Here is a 15,696-nt window from a genome sequence, read left to right on the forward strand (position 1 = left end):
AGATTCTCCGCTATAGAACACGCTACTGCAAGCCAGACCACGATAGAATCACACTATGGCTAATACAAATACCTCAAATTCATACCTCATTGCCCCATCCATTTTGTCGGCGGACTTTGCCCGCCTAGGCGAAGAAGTCAGGAACGTCTTGGCTGCCGGAGCCGATTGGATCCACTTTGACGTAATGGATAACCACTATGTGCCCAATCTAACCATTGGCCCTTTAGTTTGTGAGGCTATTCGCTCCCACGCTGTTAAAGACGGTCAACCTGCCTGTATCGACGTACACCTCATGGTTGAACCGGTGGACCGAATCGTGCCTGACTTTGCTAAAGCAGGTGCCAATTTGATTAGTTTTCACCCTGAGGCTAGCAGCCATGTTGATAGGACTTTAGGTCTTATCAGAGACAGTGGTTGCCAAGCTGGCTTGGTATTTAATCCAGCCACCCCATTAAGCCACCTTGATTACGTCTTGGATAAAGTGGACTTGGTGCTACTCATGTCGGTCAACCCTGGATTTGGTGGTCAATCATTTATCCCAAGCACACTAGATAAGTTGCGTGCAGCCAAAGCCAAGCTTTTGGCATACGAGGCTCAATCAGGTCGCAAAGTTCGCCTAGAGGTTGATGGCGGAGTTAAGGCTGAGAATATTCGAGAAATCGCCGCAGCTGGCGCTGATACTTTTGTTGCAGGCTCTGCCATTTTTGGCAAACCTGATTACAAAGCCATCATCGACAAAATGCGCGAGGAACTAGGAAAAGCCTGATGCAACGCAAAGACTTCGATGCCTTGGCAAAACAAGGCTATAACCGTGTTGCTATAGTTTCTGAAGCATTAGCTGACTTAGAGACTCCCCTGTCTCTTTATTTAAAGTTAACCCAAGCACATGGGTCTACCAATACTTTCTTACTCGAGTCAGTAGTAGGTGGTGAACGCTTTGGCAGATATTCGATTATTGGTTTGCATGCCAAGACCTTGATCAAGGTATCTGGCGGACCTAACAATACCCTCACACAAGTTATTACAGACGGTCAGGTTGTTGAAACGGATCATGGCAACCCGTTGGATTTCATAGCCAACTACCATGCGCGCTTCAAGGTGGCGCTTCAGGCAGGGTTACCTAGGTTTTGTGGAGGTCTAGCTGGTTACTTTGGCTACGACACGATTCGTTATATCGAGCCACGATTGGCAAAACATGATTTGCCAGATGAAATTAATACGCCTGATATTCAACTAATGTTGACTGAAGAGTTAGCAGTCATTGATAACTTGGCTGGCAAACTTTATTTAATTGTTTACGCCAACCCTCAGGAACCTCAATCTTATGAGGCAGCACAAGCAAGACTCAAAGAGCTTCACACAAGCCTTGATGCATCTATTAAAAAACCTAGCACTGGTGCTACACAAAAAACGGAAGCGATTCGTAAATTTGCCAAGGCAGATTTTATGGATGCAGTGAAACGCACCAAAGAATACATCTTGGCAGGCGACTGCATGCAGGTAGTGATTGGTCAACGTATTAGCCAACCCTATACAGAATCACCCCTATCGCTTTATCGAGCCTTGCGCTCTCTAAATCCTTCTCCATACATGTATTTGTATGATTTTGGCGATCACCAAGTAGTTGGATCATCACCAGAAATTTTGGTTCGCCAAGAACAACGTCAAGTTGATGGTAAAGAGAAGCGCTTTGTGATTGTTCGCCCTATTGCCGGCACAAGACCTCGTGGCACAAGCCCTGAGCATGATGCTGAACTAGCCAAAGAACTACTTGCGGATCCAAAAGAGATTGCAGAACACGTGATGTTGATTGATTTGGCGCGTAATGACGTTGGCAGAATTGCTAAAAACGGCAGCGTTAAAGTAACCGACAGAATGGTGATTGAGAAATACTCTCACGTGCAGCATATTGTGAGTTCTGTTGAAGGCGAGCTACTTGATAACGCTAGCAATATGGATGTATTAAAAGCCACCTTCCCAGCAGGAACATTATCTGGTGCGCCAAAAATTCGCGCGATGGAAATCATTGATGAGATGGAAATTGTGAAACGTGGTGTTTATGGTGGTGCTGCAGGATATCTATCTTTTTCAGGTGACATGGATGTGGCGATTGTGATTCGCACAGGAATTATTAAAGACGGCATGGTTCATGCTCAGGCAGGTGCAGGCGTTGTGGCTGACTCCGACCCAGAATCAGAATGGAAAGAAACAGAAGCCAAAGCTCGCGCTGTATTGCGCGCAGCCGAAATGGTTCAAGGAGGTCTAGATGCTAGTCATGATTGATAACTACGACTCCTTTACATATAACCTAGTTCAATATTTTGGCGAGCTAGGTGCAGATGTTCGGGTGTTTCGTAATGACGAAATCACCATTGCTGAAATCGAAGCCATGAAACCAGATCACATCTGTGTTTCACCAGGCCCTTGCAGCCCCAAAGAAGCCGGCATATCAGTGGCCGCGTTACAGCACTTTGCAGGCAAAGTGCCGCTTTTAGGTGTTTGCTTAGGTCATCAAGCTATTGGTGAAGCTTTTGGCGGCAAGGTGATTCGTGCAAAGAGAGTCATGCATGGCAAAACAGATACCGTGCACACCACTCAACAAGGAGTCTTTAAGGATTTGCCAAAAGACTTCACGGTCACGCGCTATCACTCATTGGCAATCGAAAAAGAAAGCCTGCCAGCAGATTTAGAGGTAACTGCCTGGACTGATGATGGCGAGATCATGGGTGTACGTCACAAGAAATTTGCAGTGGAAGGGGTGCAATTCCACCCCGAGTCCATTTTGTCTGAGTATGGACATGAATTACTTCATAATTTCTTAAAAACTACCAAAGCAACATTGGCTTAACCTAACTCTATTTAAAACATTATGGCCATCACCCCTCAAGAAGCTTTGCAATGCTTAATTGAGCACCAGGAAATTGCACATGACGACATGATGCAAATCATGCGCTCAATCATGTCTGGAGAACTATCTCCCATGCTAACTGCTGCCATATTGACTGGTCTACGCACCAAAAAAGAGTCTATCGGAGAAATCACGGCAGCAGCAATGGTGATGCGTGAATTTGCCACCAAAGTTCAAGTGGCCGATAACAGCCACTTTGTAGATATTGTTGGCACAGGTGGCGATGGAGCTCACACATTTAATATTTCCACCACTGCGATGTTTGTCGCTGCTGGTGCTGGTGCAAAAGTAGCCAAGCATGGCAACCGAAGTGTTAGCAGCAAGTCTGGTGCAGCTGATGTTTTAGAGGCTATGGGCGTACAAATTACCTTGCAAGCACCTCAGGTGTCTAAATCACTTGATACATGTGGCATAGGCTTTATGTTCGCACCCAATCACCATCCAGCAATGAAGAATGTGGCGCCGGTTCGCAAAGAAATGGGTGTTCGAACCATTTTTAATATTTTGGGTCCCTTAACAAACCCAGCTAATGCGCCACACATGCTAATGGGTGTTTTTCACCCTGATTTAGTAGGGCTACAAATTAGAGCGCTACAAAAATTAGGTATGAAACATGCCTTGGTGGTTTATGGCAAAGATGGTTTAGATGAAATATCTCTAGAAGCTCCAACGATGGTTGGTGAGCTCAAAGATGGTCAAGTGAAAGAATACGAAGTTCGCCCTGAGAATTTTGGCTTCAAAGTTACAAAAACAGAAAGTTTTAAAGTTGCCGATGCTAATGAATCAAAGGCAATTGTTTTAGGCGTACTCAACAACGAACCAGGTCCGGCAAGAGACATCGTTTGCTTTAATGCTGGCGCAGCACTCTACGCCGCTGATATTGCTAAAGATATTGGTCATGGTATTGAGTTGGCTAAAGACTCAATTTCATCAGGCAAGGCCAAAGCCAAGCTAGATGAATTTATCCAAACAACACAACAATTAGCCTCTATCGCTAGTTAAGATAGTTATTAAATATTTGAAATTTCATGAGCGATATTCTTAAACGTATTTTGGCCACTAAATTTGATGAGGTAGCTAAAGCCTCATCGCAAGTAGCAATGCATGTTTTGCGTTCTGATGCAGAAGCCAGCCTGCAAGAGAGTTCTTTAAAGCCAAGAGGTTTTGCAGCCAATATCGAAAAGAAAATTGCTAATGGTCATGCTGGCGTAATCACAGAGATTAAAAAAGCAAGCCCGAGTAAAGGGGTCTTTCGTGAGGACTTTGATCCGGCAGAGATTGCCAAATCGTACGAAAAGAATGGCGCAGCTTGTTTATCAGTGCTAACTGATAAAGATTATTTTCAAGGTTCTGCCCGGTACCTAAGAGAAGCTCGTCAAGCTTGCACCATCCCGGTCTTGCGCAAAGATTTTTTGGTGGATCCTTATCAGGTGTATGAAGCTCGCGCGATGGGAGCAGATGCGATTCTTTTAATTGCAGCAGCATTAGATGATGCGCAGATGAAGGATTTTGAGAGCATTGCCCACGAATTAAACATGGATGTTTTGGTAGAGGTTCATGACGCCTATGAGCTAGAGCGCTCCCTCAAACTAAACACCCCATTACTAGGCATCAACAATCGCAATCTTCGCACTTTTGAAGTTAGCCTAGAAACAACACTATCGCTACTAAAAGATATTCCTAAAGAAAAACGAGTGGTCACTGAAAGTGGTATTTTGACCAAAGAGGATGTGGCATTAATGCGTGCTGCACAAGTGCATGCATTTTTAGTTGGCGAAGCTTTTATGCGCCAACCCGATCCGGGCATCGCACTCGCTGAATTATTTGGCAAATAATAAAAAATTTAAGCAATACTTATTGCTGCAGTAGTGACATCAAGACCAGTGAATTGGTGTCAAACCTTGATTGATAAGATGCTCATTCACTTTTCTAAAGTGGCTGCATGATTGTTGGTCACCCGGATAGATAAATGGCTCAGCAGTTTTATAAACGCTCAAGCCTGATGGATGTGAAGCGGTCAAAATAGTTTGATGCAGCCCGCTTTCTTGCGCCGCCAATTCAATTAAGGCTTTTTTCTTCTGAGCGTGAGCGCCCCACAATAACCAAATCGTTGATTGCGTCTTAGCCAAGCGATATAGCAAAGCATCTGTTAACTCCTGCCAACCAAATTGTGCATGTGAGGCAGCCAAATTCAATTGCACTGTTAGTGTGGCATTGAGTAATAAAACACCTTGCTTAGCCCAGCCGCTCAAATCACCATGCAATAAAGCTTGGTAACCATCCAAGGCCAACGCTTTACTGATATTTCTTAATGAACTCGGGAATGCTTTCCATCCTGGCTTAATTTCTTTGGGAATCGAGAACGCCAAGCCCTGTGCCAAGCCAGGTGTTTGGTAGGGATCTTGCCCGAGAATCACAACCCTTACCTGATTAATAGGGGTTTCTTTTAAAGCTCTAAAAATGTTTTCTTGGGTTGGTGCAATTTGCTCACCTAAATCTTTATAGGCTTGATTGACTTGTTTTTCTAATAGGTCAAAACGATGATTTTCTAAATCTTCAGCAATCAGTTTTTTCCAATCGGGCGGTAAGTGTGAACCAATAGCAAACGTCGGCAACATGATCGACATGAATTACTTTACAGATATCGTGTATTGCTTTGGTTGACAAGCTGCGATATCCGATCTCGCTTGGAATGTGGCAATAAACTCTTGTTCATGACGGTAAGCGACCACTTTAACTGCTTGGCCTCTAGACAACTTTTGAACTAATTGCGTTAGTAGATGATCCAAGCGACCTGATGTTGCACGTTCGCCATTGATGGAAGAGATGTAATCGCCTGCGGCCAAGCCAGCCTGCTGCGCCAATCCACCATCCAATACATGTGTTAATTTAACCCAACCTTGCTGGGTAGTAACTCGAATACCCAATAACTGCTTGGCAGTTTCTGGGTGTTCACTTGGTAATGATTCTTTTAATGCAACTTTCAACCCAAGGGATGTTAAAAGACTATCCAAAGGTATGTCTTTCATACCATCGACATAATCAGATTTCATTTGCATCCATGTTTTTGTAAAACTTGGTCCAATCACAAACTCAATAGCGCGATCAAAATCATCTTCCGCCATACCAGCTTCTGTTAGTTGATACATTTCCCACAAATGCCTCATCACATCATCGAGTGATTGCTTTTGCTTAGTATGGTCACGAATTTTTATGTCTAGAGCCAATGCCAATAGCGAACCTTTGGCGTAGTAACTCACCACAGCATTGGGTGTGTTCTCATCCATCTGGTAATACTTTGTCCAAGCATCAAATGAGCTCTCAGACAAACTTTGCTTATGGCGCCCCGGTCCACGTAAAACCATGTTCCAAGTTTTTTCAATCCGCTTTAAGTAGCGAGTTATATCAATGCGGCCACTTCTTAACAATTGAAGGTCGTCGTAGTAACTGGTAAATCCCTCAAATAACCAAAGCAATCCCGTGTGATTCTTTTGATCTAACCGATAAGGATCAAATGCTCGGGGCTTAATGCGTTTAACCATCCATGAATGAAAATACTCATGGCTACACAAACCTAAAAAGTCCTCGTAAGCCGGATGTTTTTTTAGGTTTTGGCCTTGATACGGCAAATCATCCCGCTTACACAACAAAACCGTACTATCTCGGTGTTCTAGACCACCATAACCATCGCCAACTGCATTTACGATGAAACAATATTGCTTAAATGGTGCGCGCGGTTTAACTGGATCAAAGAAGGCAATGTGCGCATCACAAATGGCTTTTAAATCTTTAGCCAATTGCTTTTGATCAACAGAGTCAATCAAACCTTGGATAACCATGCGGTGCGGGGTTCCATAGGAGGTCCAACTAACAACTTGGAACTGGCCCATGGCAACTGGATGATCAATCAATGTATCGTAATTAGCGGCCTTATAAAGACCAAAACCTTGACGATCCACTTGACGCGCCGGCAAAGTTGTTTCGACTGACCAATCATAGCTATTCTTCGAGAGGGGTTTAACCAACTCTAGCTCACAAGGTAGGTGTGAGGCGCCCAAAACATTTAAGCAAAGACTAGTGGCGTTAAAGAAACCACGAGTTTGGTCTAAGTATGCAGTTCTGACAGATGTATCAAATGCGTAGACTTGATATGACACCTCAACATCACCTTGGGCAGCAATCTCCCAAGTATGACTATCTAATTTTTTTACGACAATTGGTTTGTTTTTTGAGCCAGCTGGCTTAGCAATAAATGATTCTAGGTGCTTTGAAAAATCCCGAATCATGTAGCTACCAGGTATCCAAGATGGCAACTGCACCTTAAGCGGAGATACTGTTAATGATTTAGGAATAAAAATGGTCACCCCATAGCGGTGACCATTTAAATCAATTGGATTGATGCGATATCTTAAATGAGCCAATTCAAAAAACCATTTATCAAATTAGTTATTTAAGTTTCTTTTCAATTTGAGCCAGCGGCACTGAACCAGTGATTCTTGAACCATCTGTAAAGAAGATTGCTGGTGTACCAGTTACACCAATTTTTTTGCCTAGAGCAATGTTTCTTTCCAATGGGTTTGTACAGTCTGTTTTACCTGTTGGTGCAACAGCATTGTTCATCCAGTCTGACCAAGTCTTAGATTTATCAGCAGAACACCAAATTTTCTTTGATGTTGTATGAGAATCTGCAGAAAGCATTGGAATTAAGAACGTGTACACAGTTGCATTCTCAAGATCTGCCAGCGTTTTCTCCAGACGCTTGCAATAGCCACAGTGTGGATCAGCAAAAACTGCCAATTGTCTAGAACCATTACCTTTCACTGTTTTGATGGCATCAGCTAATGGCAAGTCAGACCACTTAATTAAATTCAATTCATTGATGCGTTGCTCGGTTAGGTTGGTGCCAGACTTCAAATCCACGATCTCACCTTGAATCAAATATCTAGCACTTGCATCGGTGTAAATAACATCTTTACCAATTGCCACCTCATACAAACCAGCAACAGGTGCAGGTCTAACACTTTCAACCTTGGCGCGATCGCCAATTTGTTTTTGCATTTCCGCTTTAACTTTTTGTTCAGTGCTACTCTGAGCAGCTGCACCACCCATGTAACAGGCGATTAAGAATCCAAATAGAACGGATATTTTTGATAATTTAATGTTCAAGATAATGCCTTTTTAATTAATTGTCTCTTTAAGAAATTACTACGATTACACCAACGCATTCCGATATTGCGCAACTCTTTTAAACGACTGGCTTCTGACGAAAATATTTTTTGTAACTGATCTGTTACAAATAACAATATATCCGTATCACCGCTGCGAGCTCGCTCATACCTTCGCAGTATGACAGGGTTATCGATTTCTCGGAACGTCTCCTTACTTTCTAGGATTTCGCCTAAGCTAGCCACATCCCGCAATCCAAGGTTCAAGCCTTGACCTGCCAAGGGATGCATCACGTGAGCAGCATCACCAATCAAAATAATTCTTGGGCAATCACTAGGGGCAATGACTCGCTTTGCCCTCATCCGCCGCAAAGGAAAGCCTTGTTGCGCAGTTAGCATTTTTAGAGTCCCAGTTTTTTCAAAAACTTGACCACTAGCAGCTTTAGCTACTTTTTCACACAACTCATCTGCACTAAGTCTTTTTAATTGTTCAGCATGCTCAGTTTTAGCAGACCAAACCATTGATACCTTTTTATCTGGTAAAGGTAATAGCGCCAAAATTTCTCCGCCTGGCAAAAACCATTGGCAAGCAACCCCTTGATGATGCTTTTCAATTTCAAAGTTAGCCACTATCGCGGTTTGCTCATACGCGTTAATCGCTGTTTCAATTTGCAACTTTTCACGAATCAATGAACGCGCCCCATCAGCGGCTAAAAGTAATTTAGCACCATAGGTTTCACCCGACTCTGTTGTGACGGTGACAGATTCTTGATCAGATTTGAAATCAACTAACTTATCAGTTACGCGCTCTATCAAACCTTGAAACTTGCATGCTTGGTCCAATGTTTTTTCAATATGTCCAGATTCAACGATCCAAGCTAATTGAGGCACTGTGGCGCTGTAGGCAGAGAAATGTAACTCATCTCCCACCGCCCCACTATCGCCATAAATGCGCATATCACTCACCACCTGAATGCGGCCAGCATCCAATGCATCCCAAACATGTATTTTTTCAAGCAGTTGTTTAGTACTCGCTGAAAGTGCGTAAATACGACTATCCCAAACCTGTGCATCGTTGCCAACAAATCCAGTATCAAAGCTTGGCGCTATGTGTAAAATTTTCAAACCTAATTGCGCCAAACGCAACGAAGTTGCCTTCCCGGCAATGCCTGCTCCAACGATAATAAGGTCATAAGTCTTCATACATGGAATAATAACGCCCTATGTCTTTAAAATGTGGCATCGTCGGCCTGCCTAACGTCGGCAAATCTACCCTGTTCAATGCGCTTACCAAAGCTGGTATCGCCGCAGAGAACTATCCTTTTTGCACAATCGAGCCTAATGTGGGCGTGGTCGAGGTTCCTGACCCCCGCTTAGAAAAGCTCTCTGAGATTGTCAAACCTGAACGCATTCTTCCTGCCGTTGTCGAATTTGTTGACATTGCAGGTCTTGTGGCTGGAGCATCCAAAGGTGAAGGCTTGGGCAACCAGTTCCTAGCTAATATTCGCGAAACAGATGCCATCACTCATGTAGTGAGATGCTTTGAAGATGGCAACGTGATTCACGTGGCCGGCAAAGTAGACCCTATTTCAGATATTGGCGTGATTGATACTGAGTTAGCACTTGCTGACCTAGGTACTGTTGATAAGGCCTACGCCCGTTACTCAAAAGCTGCTAAATCAGGCAACGACAAAGAAGCTAATGCTTTAGCTCCATTACTTGCAAAGGTACAGGCTCAATTAAATGAAGCCAAGCCAGTGCGCGCAATGGGTTTGAGCGATGAAGATTTAGCTCTTTTAAAGCCATTTTGCTTAATCACAGCCAAACCTGTGATGTACGTTGCTAACGTCAAAGAAGACGGCTTTGAGAACAACCCTCACCTTGATGCAGTCAAGGCTCATGCAGCCAAAGAAAAGGCCCCTGTAGTGGCTGTATGCGCTGCTATTGAGGCCGAAATCGCCGAGCTTGATGATGCTGATAAGAAAGCATTCTTGGCAGATATGGGCATGGATGAGCCTGGGTTAGATCGCGTGATTCGTGCAGGCTTTAGCCTATTAGGATTACAGACCTACTTCACAGCTGGAGTTAAAGAGGTTCGCGCTTGGACAATCAATATTGGCGACACAGCTCCTCAAGCAGCAGGTGTGATTCATACTGACTTTGAACGTGGCTTTATTCGTGCTCAAACCATTTCTTATGACGACTTCATCACCTACAAGGGTGAAGCTGGTGCCAAAGAAGCAGGGAAAATGCGTGCCGAAGGCAAAGAATATGTTGTCAAAGACGGTGATGTTCTTAACTTCTTATTCAACGTTTAATTAGGTACCGCCTGATTTAGGTGGTTAAGTTTTGATTGAAAAGGGCTCTTTTGAGCCCTTTTTTAAATTTCCACCTGCTTTTTAGCGTTTTTCAGTTTTTTGCTGTTTCATGGTGTTTTTTGATCATTTTTGGCCTATTTTGAACAAAAAAACGCAGAAAATCGCAAATATCATTGCGCCTAACCACTCTAAAACTTGGCCAGACTTAAACCATCCCAAGCTTTGACCCAAAATCGATGCAATCGCGGATGATGTTGCCCCAAGAGTGGCTGGCATCAAGATTCGAGAGAACAGGGATGTCTTTTTGCTAGATTTTTTAGGATGCAAGTAACTAGCTAAAAAACCAACAAATCCGCCAAAGACTAAAAATGCTAGAAAACTCATCCTAACTCCATGAAAAACTTATAATTTCATTATGCAGATTTTGACACTGGGTATTAATCATCACACGGCACCGATTCAGGTACGTGAACAGGTAGCATTCGCACCTGAGATGATTCAGCCTGCGTTACATCATCTGAAAGATCATTTGGCGAGTGTATCTGAAACACAATTACCAGAAGCAACGATTCTATCGACCTGTAATAGAACAGAACTGTACTGCGCTGCCAATGATGAAAGCTCTCATGAGCCATCTGCTTTGAAAAGAACAACCATTGAATGGTTAGCTAAGTCTCGTGGGATTGATAGCGAAGAGTTGTTGCCTCACGTTTATGTGCTACCTCAATCACTGGCAGTACGCCATGCGTTTCGTGTGGCATGCGGTTTAGATTCCATGGTGGTGGGTGAAACTCAAATTTTGGGTCAGCTCAAAGATGCGGTGCGTTGCGCAGATGAAGCTGGTTCACTTGGCACATATTTAAATCAACTATTTCAAAAAACATTTCAGGTAGCTAAAGAAGTTCGAGGTACCACTGAAATCGGCGCACACTCGATTTCGATGGCAGCAGCAGCTGTGCGTTTGTCTGAGAGAATTTTTGAAAGCGTTTCCGATCAAAAAGTATTGTTTATTGGCGCTGGCGAAATGATCAATTTGTGCGCCACGCACTTTGCAGCCCGTAAACCTAAATTAGTCGCTGTTGCAAACCGCACCCTAGAACGTGGCCAAGAATTAGCCGATCAATTATCAGAGCAAGGTCTAGCAACAGAATCACTTCGTTTATCAGATTTGCCAACTCGCCTACAAGACTTTGACATTGTTGTCTCTTGTACTGCCAGCACACTACCCATCATTGGTTTAGGCATGGTGGAGCATGCCATCAAGGCGCGCCGTCATCGCCCAGTTGTGATGGTTGACTTAGCAGTCCCGCGCGACATTGAAGCTGCTGTAGGACGCCTCAATGATGTATACCTCTATACCGTTGATGATTTAAGCGATATTGTGCAAGCAGGCGCTGACTCTCGTCAGGCAGCGGTTGGTCAAGCTGAAGCAATCATTGAGACACGTGTGTCGCACTTCATGCACTGGCTAGAAACTCGTGGCACAGTGCCATTGATTCAGGACTTGCGTCAACGTGGCGAAGATCTGCGCTCTTATGAACTTGAGCGTGCTCGTAAATTGCTAGCCAGAGGAGAAGATCCTCAAGTTGTTTTGGATGCTTTGGCTCAAGGTTTAACTAATAAGTTTTTGCATGGCTCATTACATGCACTGCAACACGCACAGGGCGAAGAACGCGAAGCCCTCATGAAAATATTGCCAGGCTTATTCCGCGCAACCAACTCCGATAAATAGATGAAACCAAGTATGAAAGCTAAGCTCGAGCAGTTAGATGCTCGACTAGCAGAACTAAACTCATTGTTAGTCCAGGAAGAAATCACCAAGGACATGGATCAGTACCGCAAACTCAATCGTGAGCATGCGGAGATATCTCCTGTTGTCGAACAATTTCAGTTGTATTTACAAGCTGAGGCTGACGAACAAGCAGCACTAGCCATGCAATCTGATCCTGAAATGAAGGACTTTGCTGAAGAAGAAATTAAATCAGCAAGAACCCGCATGGAACAAATGCAAGTTGATTTGCAACGCCTGCTATTACCTAAAGATCCTAATGACGATAAAAATATCTTCTTAGAAATCCGCGCAGGTACAGGTGGTGATGAAAGCGCCCTCTTTGCATCAGATCTTTTCAGAATGTACACAAGGTATGCAGAGCGTCAGCGTTGGCAAGTAGAGGTAGTGAGCGCCTCAGAGTCTGATTTAGGTGGTTATAAAGAAGCGATTTTGCGCATCGTTGGTCAAGGTGCTTACTCAAAACTTAAGTTTGAATCTGGCGGTCATCGTGTGCAGCGTGTGCCACAAACAGAAACCCAAGGTCGTATACACACTTCAGCATGTACTGTTGCAGTAATGCCTGAAGCAGATGAAATCAGCGATATTGAAATCAATCCTGCAGATTTGCGCATTGATACTTTTAGAGCTTCTGGTGCGGGTGGTCAGCATATTAATAAAACTGATTCAGCAGTTCGTATCACCCACATCCCTACTGGCACCGTTGTTGAGTGCCAAGACGATAGAAGTCAACACCGTAACAAAGAGCAGGCCATGAAAGTGCTTGTCTCGCGCATCATGGACGCCAAGCGTCGCGCTGCGCACGATAAAGAAGCTGAAACTCGCAAGAGTCTCGTGGGATCAGGTGATCGTAGCGATCGCATTAGAACCTATAACTTTCCACAAGGCCGTATCACCGATCATCGTATCAATCTAACTTTGTACAAAATTGATGCGATGATGGATGGTGATATTCAGGAACTATTGGGTGCACTGGCTGCAGAACATCAGGCAGAATTATTAGCCAGCTTAGGCGATATTTAATCGTCAATTGATATTTGATATCTGATATTTGTGCCAAGCATCTCCGAACTTCTTCAAACAACTGCTTTAGATAAAGTAGATGCCAAGGTTCTCTTGGCAAATTTAATAGAAAAACATTTAGGCTGGCCTAAATCTTCTCTAATTAGCAGGGATAGAGATTCTTTACCGCAAGCACTGGTTGATGATTGGCTTGATCTTGAGAAAAAGAGATTATTAGGTCACCCTGTTGCTTACCTCACAGGCAAAAAAGAGTTTTTCAATATTGAGCTAACTGTTGGGCCAGGTGTATTGATTCCTAGACCAGAAACTGAGCTGTTGGTTGAGTTAGTGATTGATTTTTTAGATTTAGCAAATGGCTGCCAAATCTCCGCTCCCAAAGTTTTAGATTTGGGAACAGGCAGTGGCGCCATAGGTTTAGCGATTGCCAAGAACATCCCGCGTGCTCTTGTAACTTGTGTTGACATCAGCACTGGTGCCCTAGCGATTGCCAAGAGGAATGCTGAATTGTTAGATTTGAAGACGGTTCAATTTCATCAAGGTAGTTGGTTTGATGGTGTCACTGATAAATTTGATGTAATTGTGAGTAATCCGCCGTATATCCCAAGAGGAGATCAACATCTATCGATGGGTGATTTGCGCTTTGAGCCCTCCTCAGCCCTTACCGATAATCAGGATGGCTTAAGTGCTTATCGCCAGATATTTCAGCAAGCGCAGACCCATTTAAATGCAGGCGGTCTTATCTTGGTTGAGCACGGTTACGATCAATCAGAAGCGGTTTGCCAGTTACTCACTGATTGTAAATTTGTTGATATAAAAGCCCACCTTGATCTTGCGGGTATTAAGCGAGCAGCTTCAGCCAAGCTTGGCTAAAATAAGACATATTCATAAGGAAGCATCATGGACGTTCAAGCACAAATTAAACAAATCGTTGAAAGCAACCCAGTTGTACTATTCATGAAGGGTAGCGCCCAATTTCCACAATGTGGCTTCTCAGGTAGAGCTATTCAGATTTTGCAAGCTTGTGGCGTGACCAATCCTTATACGGTCAATGTGTTGCAAGATGAAGATATTCGCCAAGGCATCAAAGAATATGCCAACTGGCCAACAATCCCACAGCTGTATATCAAAGGTGAATTCATTGGCGGCTCAGACATCATGACTGAGATGTACCAAAGCGGTGAATTACAACAGCTTCTGAAATCATAATTTTTTCAACTAGCTCTTCAGAAGAGCTAGCATTGGTTTAGCATAGCGATATGGATACAACTATCGCTTTTTCACTTTTAGCCCTTTTTTGTCTCATTGCTATTTTTAGCCTTTACTACGCCTGGCAACAAAGCCAGGCAAGAGTAAAAGCAGAAACAGAACTGGAGGCTGAACGTCGTCAAAGTGCTGACAAATTAAGTACATTGCAGCAATCAGCCCAAGAAGCCAAAGCTGTTCTATCAGATCAATTTAAAAATCTTGCCAATGAAATCTTAGAAGAGAAGTCGCGTCGTTTTGCTGAGCAAAATCAGCAAAATCTAGACACCTTACTCAAACCCCTACAAGAAAAACTGACCGATTTTCGTAAACAAGTCGATGAAACTTATCAGTCAGAATCAAGGGAGCGTTTTGCATTAAAGCAAGAGGTTGAGAAGCTTGCTGGCCTTAATTTACGCATGACTGATGAAACTCGTGCGCTCACCAACGCACTCAAAGGTGAATCAAAAACACAGGGTGATTGGGGTGAACTCGTTCTTGAGACTATTTTAGAAAACTCGGGTCTACGCAAAGGCGAAGAGTATGTAGTTCAAGACACCCAAACAATCAGTGACGGCTCCAGATTGCAACCAGACGTTGTAATTCGCTTACCTGAATCTAAACATCTAGTCATTGATAGCAAAGTGTCTATTACTGCGTATACACGTTATATGCAATCAGATGATGAGAGTGTAAAGATCAGCGAACTTAATAGCCATGTTCTGTCGATCAAGCAACATATTCAAGGTTTGTCTGCCAAGAACTATCAAGATTTGTATGGTGTAGGTTCAATTGATTTTGTTCTTATGTTTATTCCGATTGAGCCTGCTTTCTTAGCGGCCATGAGACATGCTCCAGAGATTTATCAAGATGCCCTTAAAAAGAATATTGTGATTGTTTGCCCAAGCACGCTATTGGCAACAGTTAGAACAGTGGCACATTTATGGCGCCAGGAACAACAAAATCGCAATGCTCAAGAGATTGCTCGTCAGTGCGCATCCCTTTACGACAAATTTGTTGGTTTCGTAGAAGATTTGGATAAGGTGGGACAACGTCTTGAGCAAGCCCAAATCAGTTACTCAGATGCGGTTGGCAAACTGAAGACAGGTCGTGGCAATTTAATTCGTACGGCTGAGAATGTTAAAAAATTGGGAGTTAAACCTAATAAGTCTTTGCCTTCTAAGTTAACTGATGTGGCTGATGATGACTAATTGATTTATTTTTCCTCATAAAAAAACCCGCATTTCTGCG

Annotated in this window: 16 protein-coding genes; 11 read left to right on the top strand and 5 right to left on the bottom strand. The window is 43.5% G+C overall.

Annotation, left to right across the window (positions count from 1 at the left end; translation table 11 throughout):
- Nucleotides 1–55: 55 nt before the first annotated feature.
- Genes rpe through trpC form a run of 5 tightly spaced genes read left to right on the top strand, consistent with a single transcriptional unit; the run spans nt 56 to nt 4,743 of the window.
- Entirely contained in the window at nt 56–766 is a 711-nt protein-coding gene (gene rpe / locus CFR83_RS03695) for a ribulose-phosphate 3-epimerase (protein ID WP_088812620.1), read from the top strand.
- Nucleotides 766–2,283: an anthranilate synthase component I gene (gene trpE / locus CFR83_RS03700; RefSeq protein WP_088812621.1), complete on the top strand. Its 1,518-nt coding sequence runs from the start codon at nt 766–768 to the stop codon at nt 2,281–2,283. The genes rpe and trpE overlap by 1 nt, the downstream gene beginning before the upstream one ends.
- Nucleotides 2,267–2,848, top strand: coding sequence for an anthranilate synthase component II (locus CFR83_RS03705; RefSeq protein ID WP_088812622.1), 582 nt, complete (start codon nt 2,267–2,269; stop codon nt 2,846–2,848). Before trpE ends, CFR83_RS03705 begins: the two co-directional genes overlap by 17 nt.
- A 21-nt stretch (nt 2,849–2,869) precedes the next feature.
- A complete protein-coding gene (gene trpD, locus CFR83_RS03710; protein ID WP_088812623.1) occupies nt 2,870–3,910 on the top strand; it encodes an anthranilate phosphoribosyltransferase in 1,041 nt (346 codons plus the stop codon).
- A gap of 26 nt (nt 3,911–3,936) precedes the next feature.
- The gene (gene trpC, locus CFR83_RS03715; RefSeq protein ID WP_088812624.1) at nt 3,937–4,743 is read left to right on the top strand and encodes an indole-3-glycerol phosphate synthase TrpC; all 807 of its coding nucleotides are present in this window, start codon (nt 3,937–3,939) and stop codon (nt 4,741–4,743) included.
- Nucleotides 4,744–4,782: 39 nt separating this feature from the next.
- Here trpC and CFR83_RS03720 read toward each other — a convergent pair whose 3' ends face one another.
- From CFR83_RS03720 to CFR83_RS03735, 4 genes are read right to left on the bottom strand one after another with little or no spacing between them, the layout of a single operon-like run.
- The gene (locus CFR83_RS03720) at nt 4,783–5,526 is read right to left on the bottom strand and encodes a uracil-DNA glycosylase (RefSeq protein WP_088812625.1); all 744 of its coding nucleotides are present in this window, start codon (nt 5,524–5,526) and stop codon (nt 4,783–4,785) included.
- 12 nt (nt 5,527–5,538) lie between these two features.
- Nucleotides 5,539–7,329 (bottom strand): M61 family metallopeptidase, encoded by a 1,791-nt coding sequence (locus CFR83_RS03725; RefSeq protein ID WP_088812626.1) that lies wholly within the window; start codon nt 7,327–7,329, stop codon nt 5,539–5,541.
- A gap of 25 nt (nt 7,330–7,354) precedes the next feature.
- Nucleotides 7,355–8,074 (bottom strand): DsbC family protein, encoded by a 720-nt coding sequence (locus tag CFR83_RS03730; RefSeq protein ID WP_243383339.1) that lies wholly within the window; start codon nt 8,072–8,074, stop codon nt 7,355–7,357.
- Nucleotides 8,071–9,276 (bottom strand): UbiH/UbiF family hydroxylase, encoded by a 1,206-nt coding sequence (locus CFR83_RS03735; protein WP_088812628.1) that lies wholly within the window; start codon nt 9,274–9,276, stop codon nt 8,071–8,073. Before CFR83_RS03735 ends, CFR83_RS03730 begins: the two co-directional genes overlap by 4 nt.
- Before the next feature lie 20 nt (nt 9,277–9,296).
- On the opposite strand from CFR83_RS03735, the gene ychF reads away from it, so the two are divergent.
- Nucleotides 9,297–10,391: a redox-regulated ATPase YchF gene (ychF, locus tag CFR83_RS03740; RefSeq protein WP_088812629.1), complete on the top strand. Its 1,095-nt coding sequence runs from the start codon at nt 9,297–9,299 to the stop codon at nt 10,389–10,391.
- A gap of 123 nt (nt 10,392–10,514) precedes the next feature.
- Here ychF and CFR83_RS03745 read toward each other — a convergent pair whose 3' ends face one another.
- Nucleotides 10,515–10,775: a hypothetical protein gene (locus CFR83_RS03745; protein WP_088812630.1), complete on the bottom strand. Its 261-nt coding sequence runs from the start codon at nt 10,773–10,775 to the stop codon at nt 10,515–10,517.
- Between the two features lie 31 nt (nt 10,776–10,806).
- On the opposite strand from CFR83_RS03745, the gene hemA reads away from it, so the two are divergent.
- The 5 genes from hemA to rmuC are packed head-to-tail and all read left to right on the top strand — an operon-like array spanning nt 10,807 to nt 15,656.
- Nucleotides 10,807–12,123, top strand: a complete 1,317-nt coding sequence (gene hemA / locus CFR83_RS03750; RefSeq protein WP_088812631.1) for a glutamyl-tRNA reductase — start codon at nt 10,807–10,809, stop codon at nt 12,121–12,123.
- Nucleotides 12,124–13,203 carry a peptide chain release factor 1 gene (prfA, locus tag CFR83_RS03755; protein WP_088812632.1) on the top strand — a complete coding sequence of 360 codons (1,080 nt, stop codon included), beginning with the start codon at nt 12,124–12,126 and terminating at the stop codon, nt 13,201–13,203.
- Nucleotides 13,204–13,233: 30 nt separating this feature from the next.
- Nucleotides 13,234–14,073 carry a peptide chain release factor N(5)-glutamine methyltransferase gene (gene prmC / locus CFR83_RS03760; protein ID WP_341476334.1) on the top strand — a complete coding sequence of 280 codons (840 nt, stop codon included), beginning with the start codon at nt 13,234–13,236 and terminating at the stop codon, nt 14,071–14,073.
- Between the two features lie 27 nt (nt 14,074–14,100).
- Nucleotides 14,101–14,409 (top strand): Grx4 family monothiol glutaredoxin, encoded by a 309-nt coding sequence (gene grxD, locus CFR83_RS03765; protein WP_088812634.1) that lies wholly within the window; start codon nt 14,101–14,103, stop codon nt 14,407–14,409.
- 50 nt (nt 14,410–14,459) lie between these two features.
- Nucleotides 14,460–15,656 carry a DNA recombination protein RmuC gene (gene rmuC / locus CFR83_RS03770; RefSeq protein ID WP_088812635.1) on the top strand — a complete coding sequence of 399 codons (1,197 nt, stop codon included), beginning with the start codon at nt 14,460–14,462 and terminating at the stop codon, nt 15,654–15,656.
- Nucleotides 15,657–15,696 lie beyond the last annotated feature (40 nt).

The sequence above is a fragment of the Polynucleobacter victoriensis genome, from assembly GCF_900187875.1.
Taxonomy (GTDB): domain Bacteria; phylum Pseudomonadota; class Gammaproteobacteria; order Burkholderiales; family Burkholderiaceae; genus Polynucleobacter; species Polynucleobacter victoriensis.

Bases quoted from the DNA above. Each gene is read 5' to 3' on its own strand.
- rpe (WP_088812620.1), top strand. From the start codon at position 56: ATGGCTAATACAAATACCTCAAATTCATACCTCATTGCCCCATCCATT.
- trpE (WP_088812621.1), top strand. From the start codon at position 766: ATGCAACGCAAAGACTTCGATGCCTTGGCAAAACAAGGCTATAACCGT.
- CFR83_RS03705 (WP_088812622.1), top strand. From the start codon at position 2,267: ATGCTAGTCATGATTGATAACTACGACTCCTTTACATATAACCTAGTT.
- trpD (WP_088812623.1), top strand. From the start codon at position 2,870: ATGGCCATCACCCCTCAAGAAGCTTTGCAATGCTTAATTGAGCACCAG.
- trpC (WP_088812624.1), top strand. From the start codon at position 3,937: ATGAGCGATATTCTTAAACGTATTTTGGCCACTAAATTTGATGAGGTA.
- CFR83_RS03720 (WP_088812625.1), bottom strand. From the start codon at position 5,526: ATGTTGCCGACGTTTGCTATTGGTTCACACTTACCGCCCGATTGGAAA.
- CFR83_RS03735 (WP_088812628.1), bottom strand. From the start codon at position 9,276: ATGAAGACTTATGACCTTATTATCGTTGGAGCAGGCATTGCCGGGAAG.
- ychF (WP_088812629.1), top strand. From the start codon at position 9,297: ATGTCTTTAAAATGTGGCATCGTCGGCCTGCCTAACGTCGGCAAATCT.
- CFR83_RS03745 (WP_088812630.1), bottom strand. From the start codon at position 10,775: ATGAGTTTTCTAGCATTTTTAGTCTTTGGCGGATTTGTTGGTTTTTTA.
- hemA (WP_088812631.1), top strand. From the start codon at position 10,807: ATGCAGATTTTGACACTGGGTATTAATCATCACACGGCACCGATTCAG.
- prfA (WP_088812632.1), top strand. From the start codon at position 12,124: ATGAAACCAAGTATGAAAGCTAAGCTCGAGCAGTTAGATGCTCGACTA.
- grxD (WP_088812634.1), top strand. From the start codon at position 14,101: ATGGACGTTCAAGCACAAATTAAACAAATCGTTGAAAGCAACCCAGTT.
- rmuC (WP_088812635.1), top strand. From the start codon at position 14,460: ATGGATACAACTATCGCTTTTTCACTTTTAGCCCTTTTTTGTCTCATT.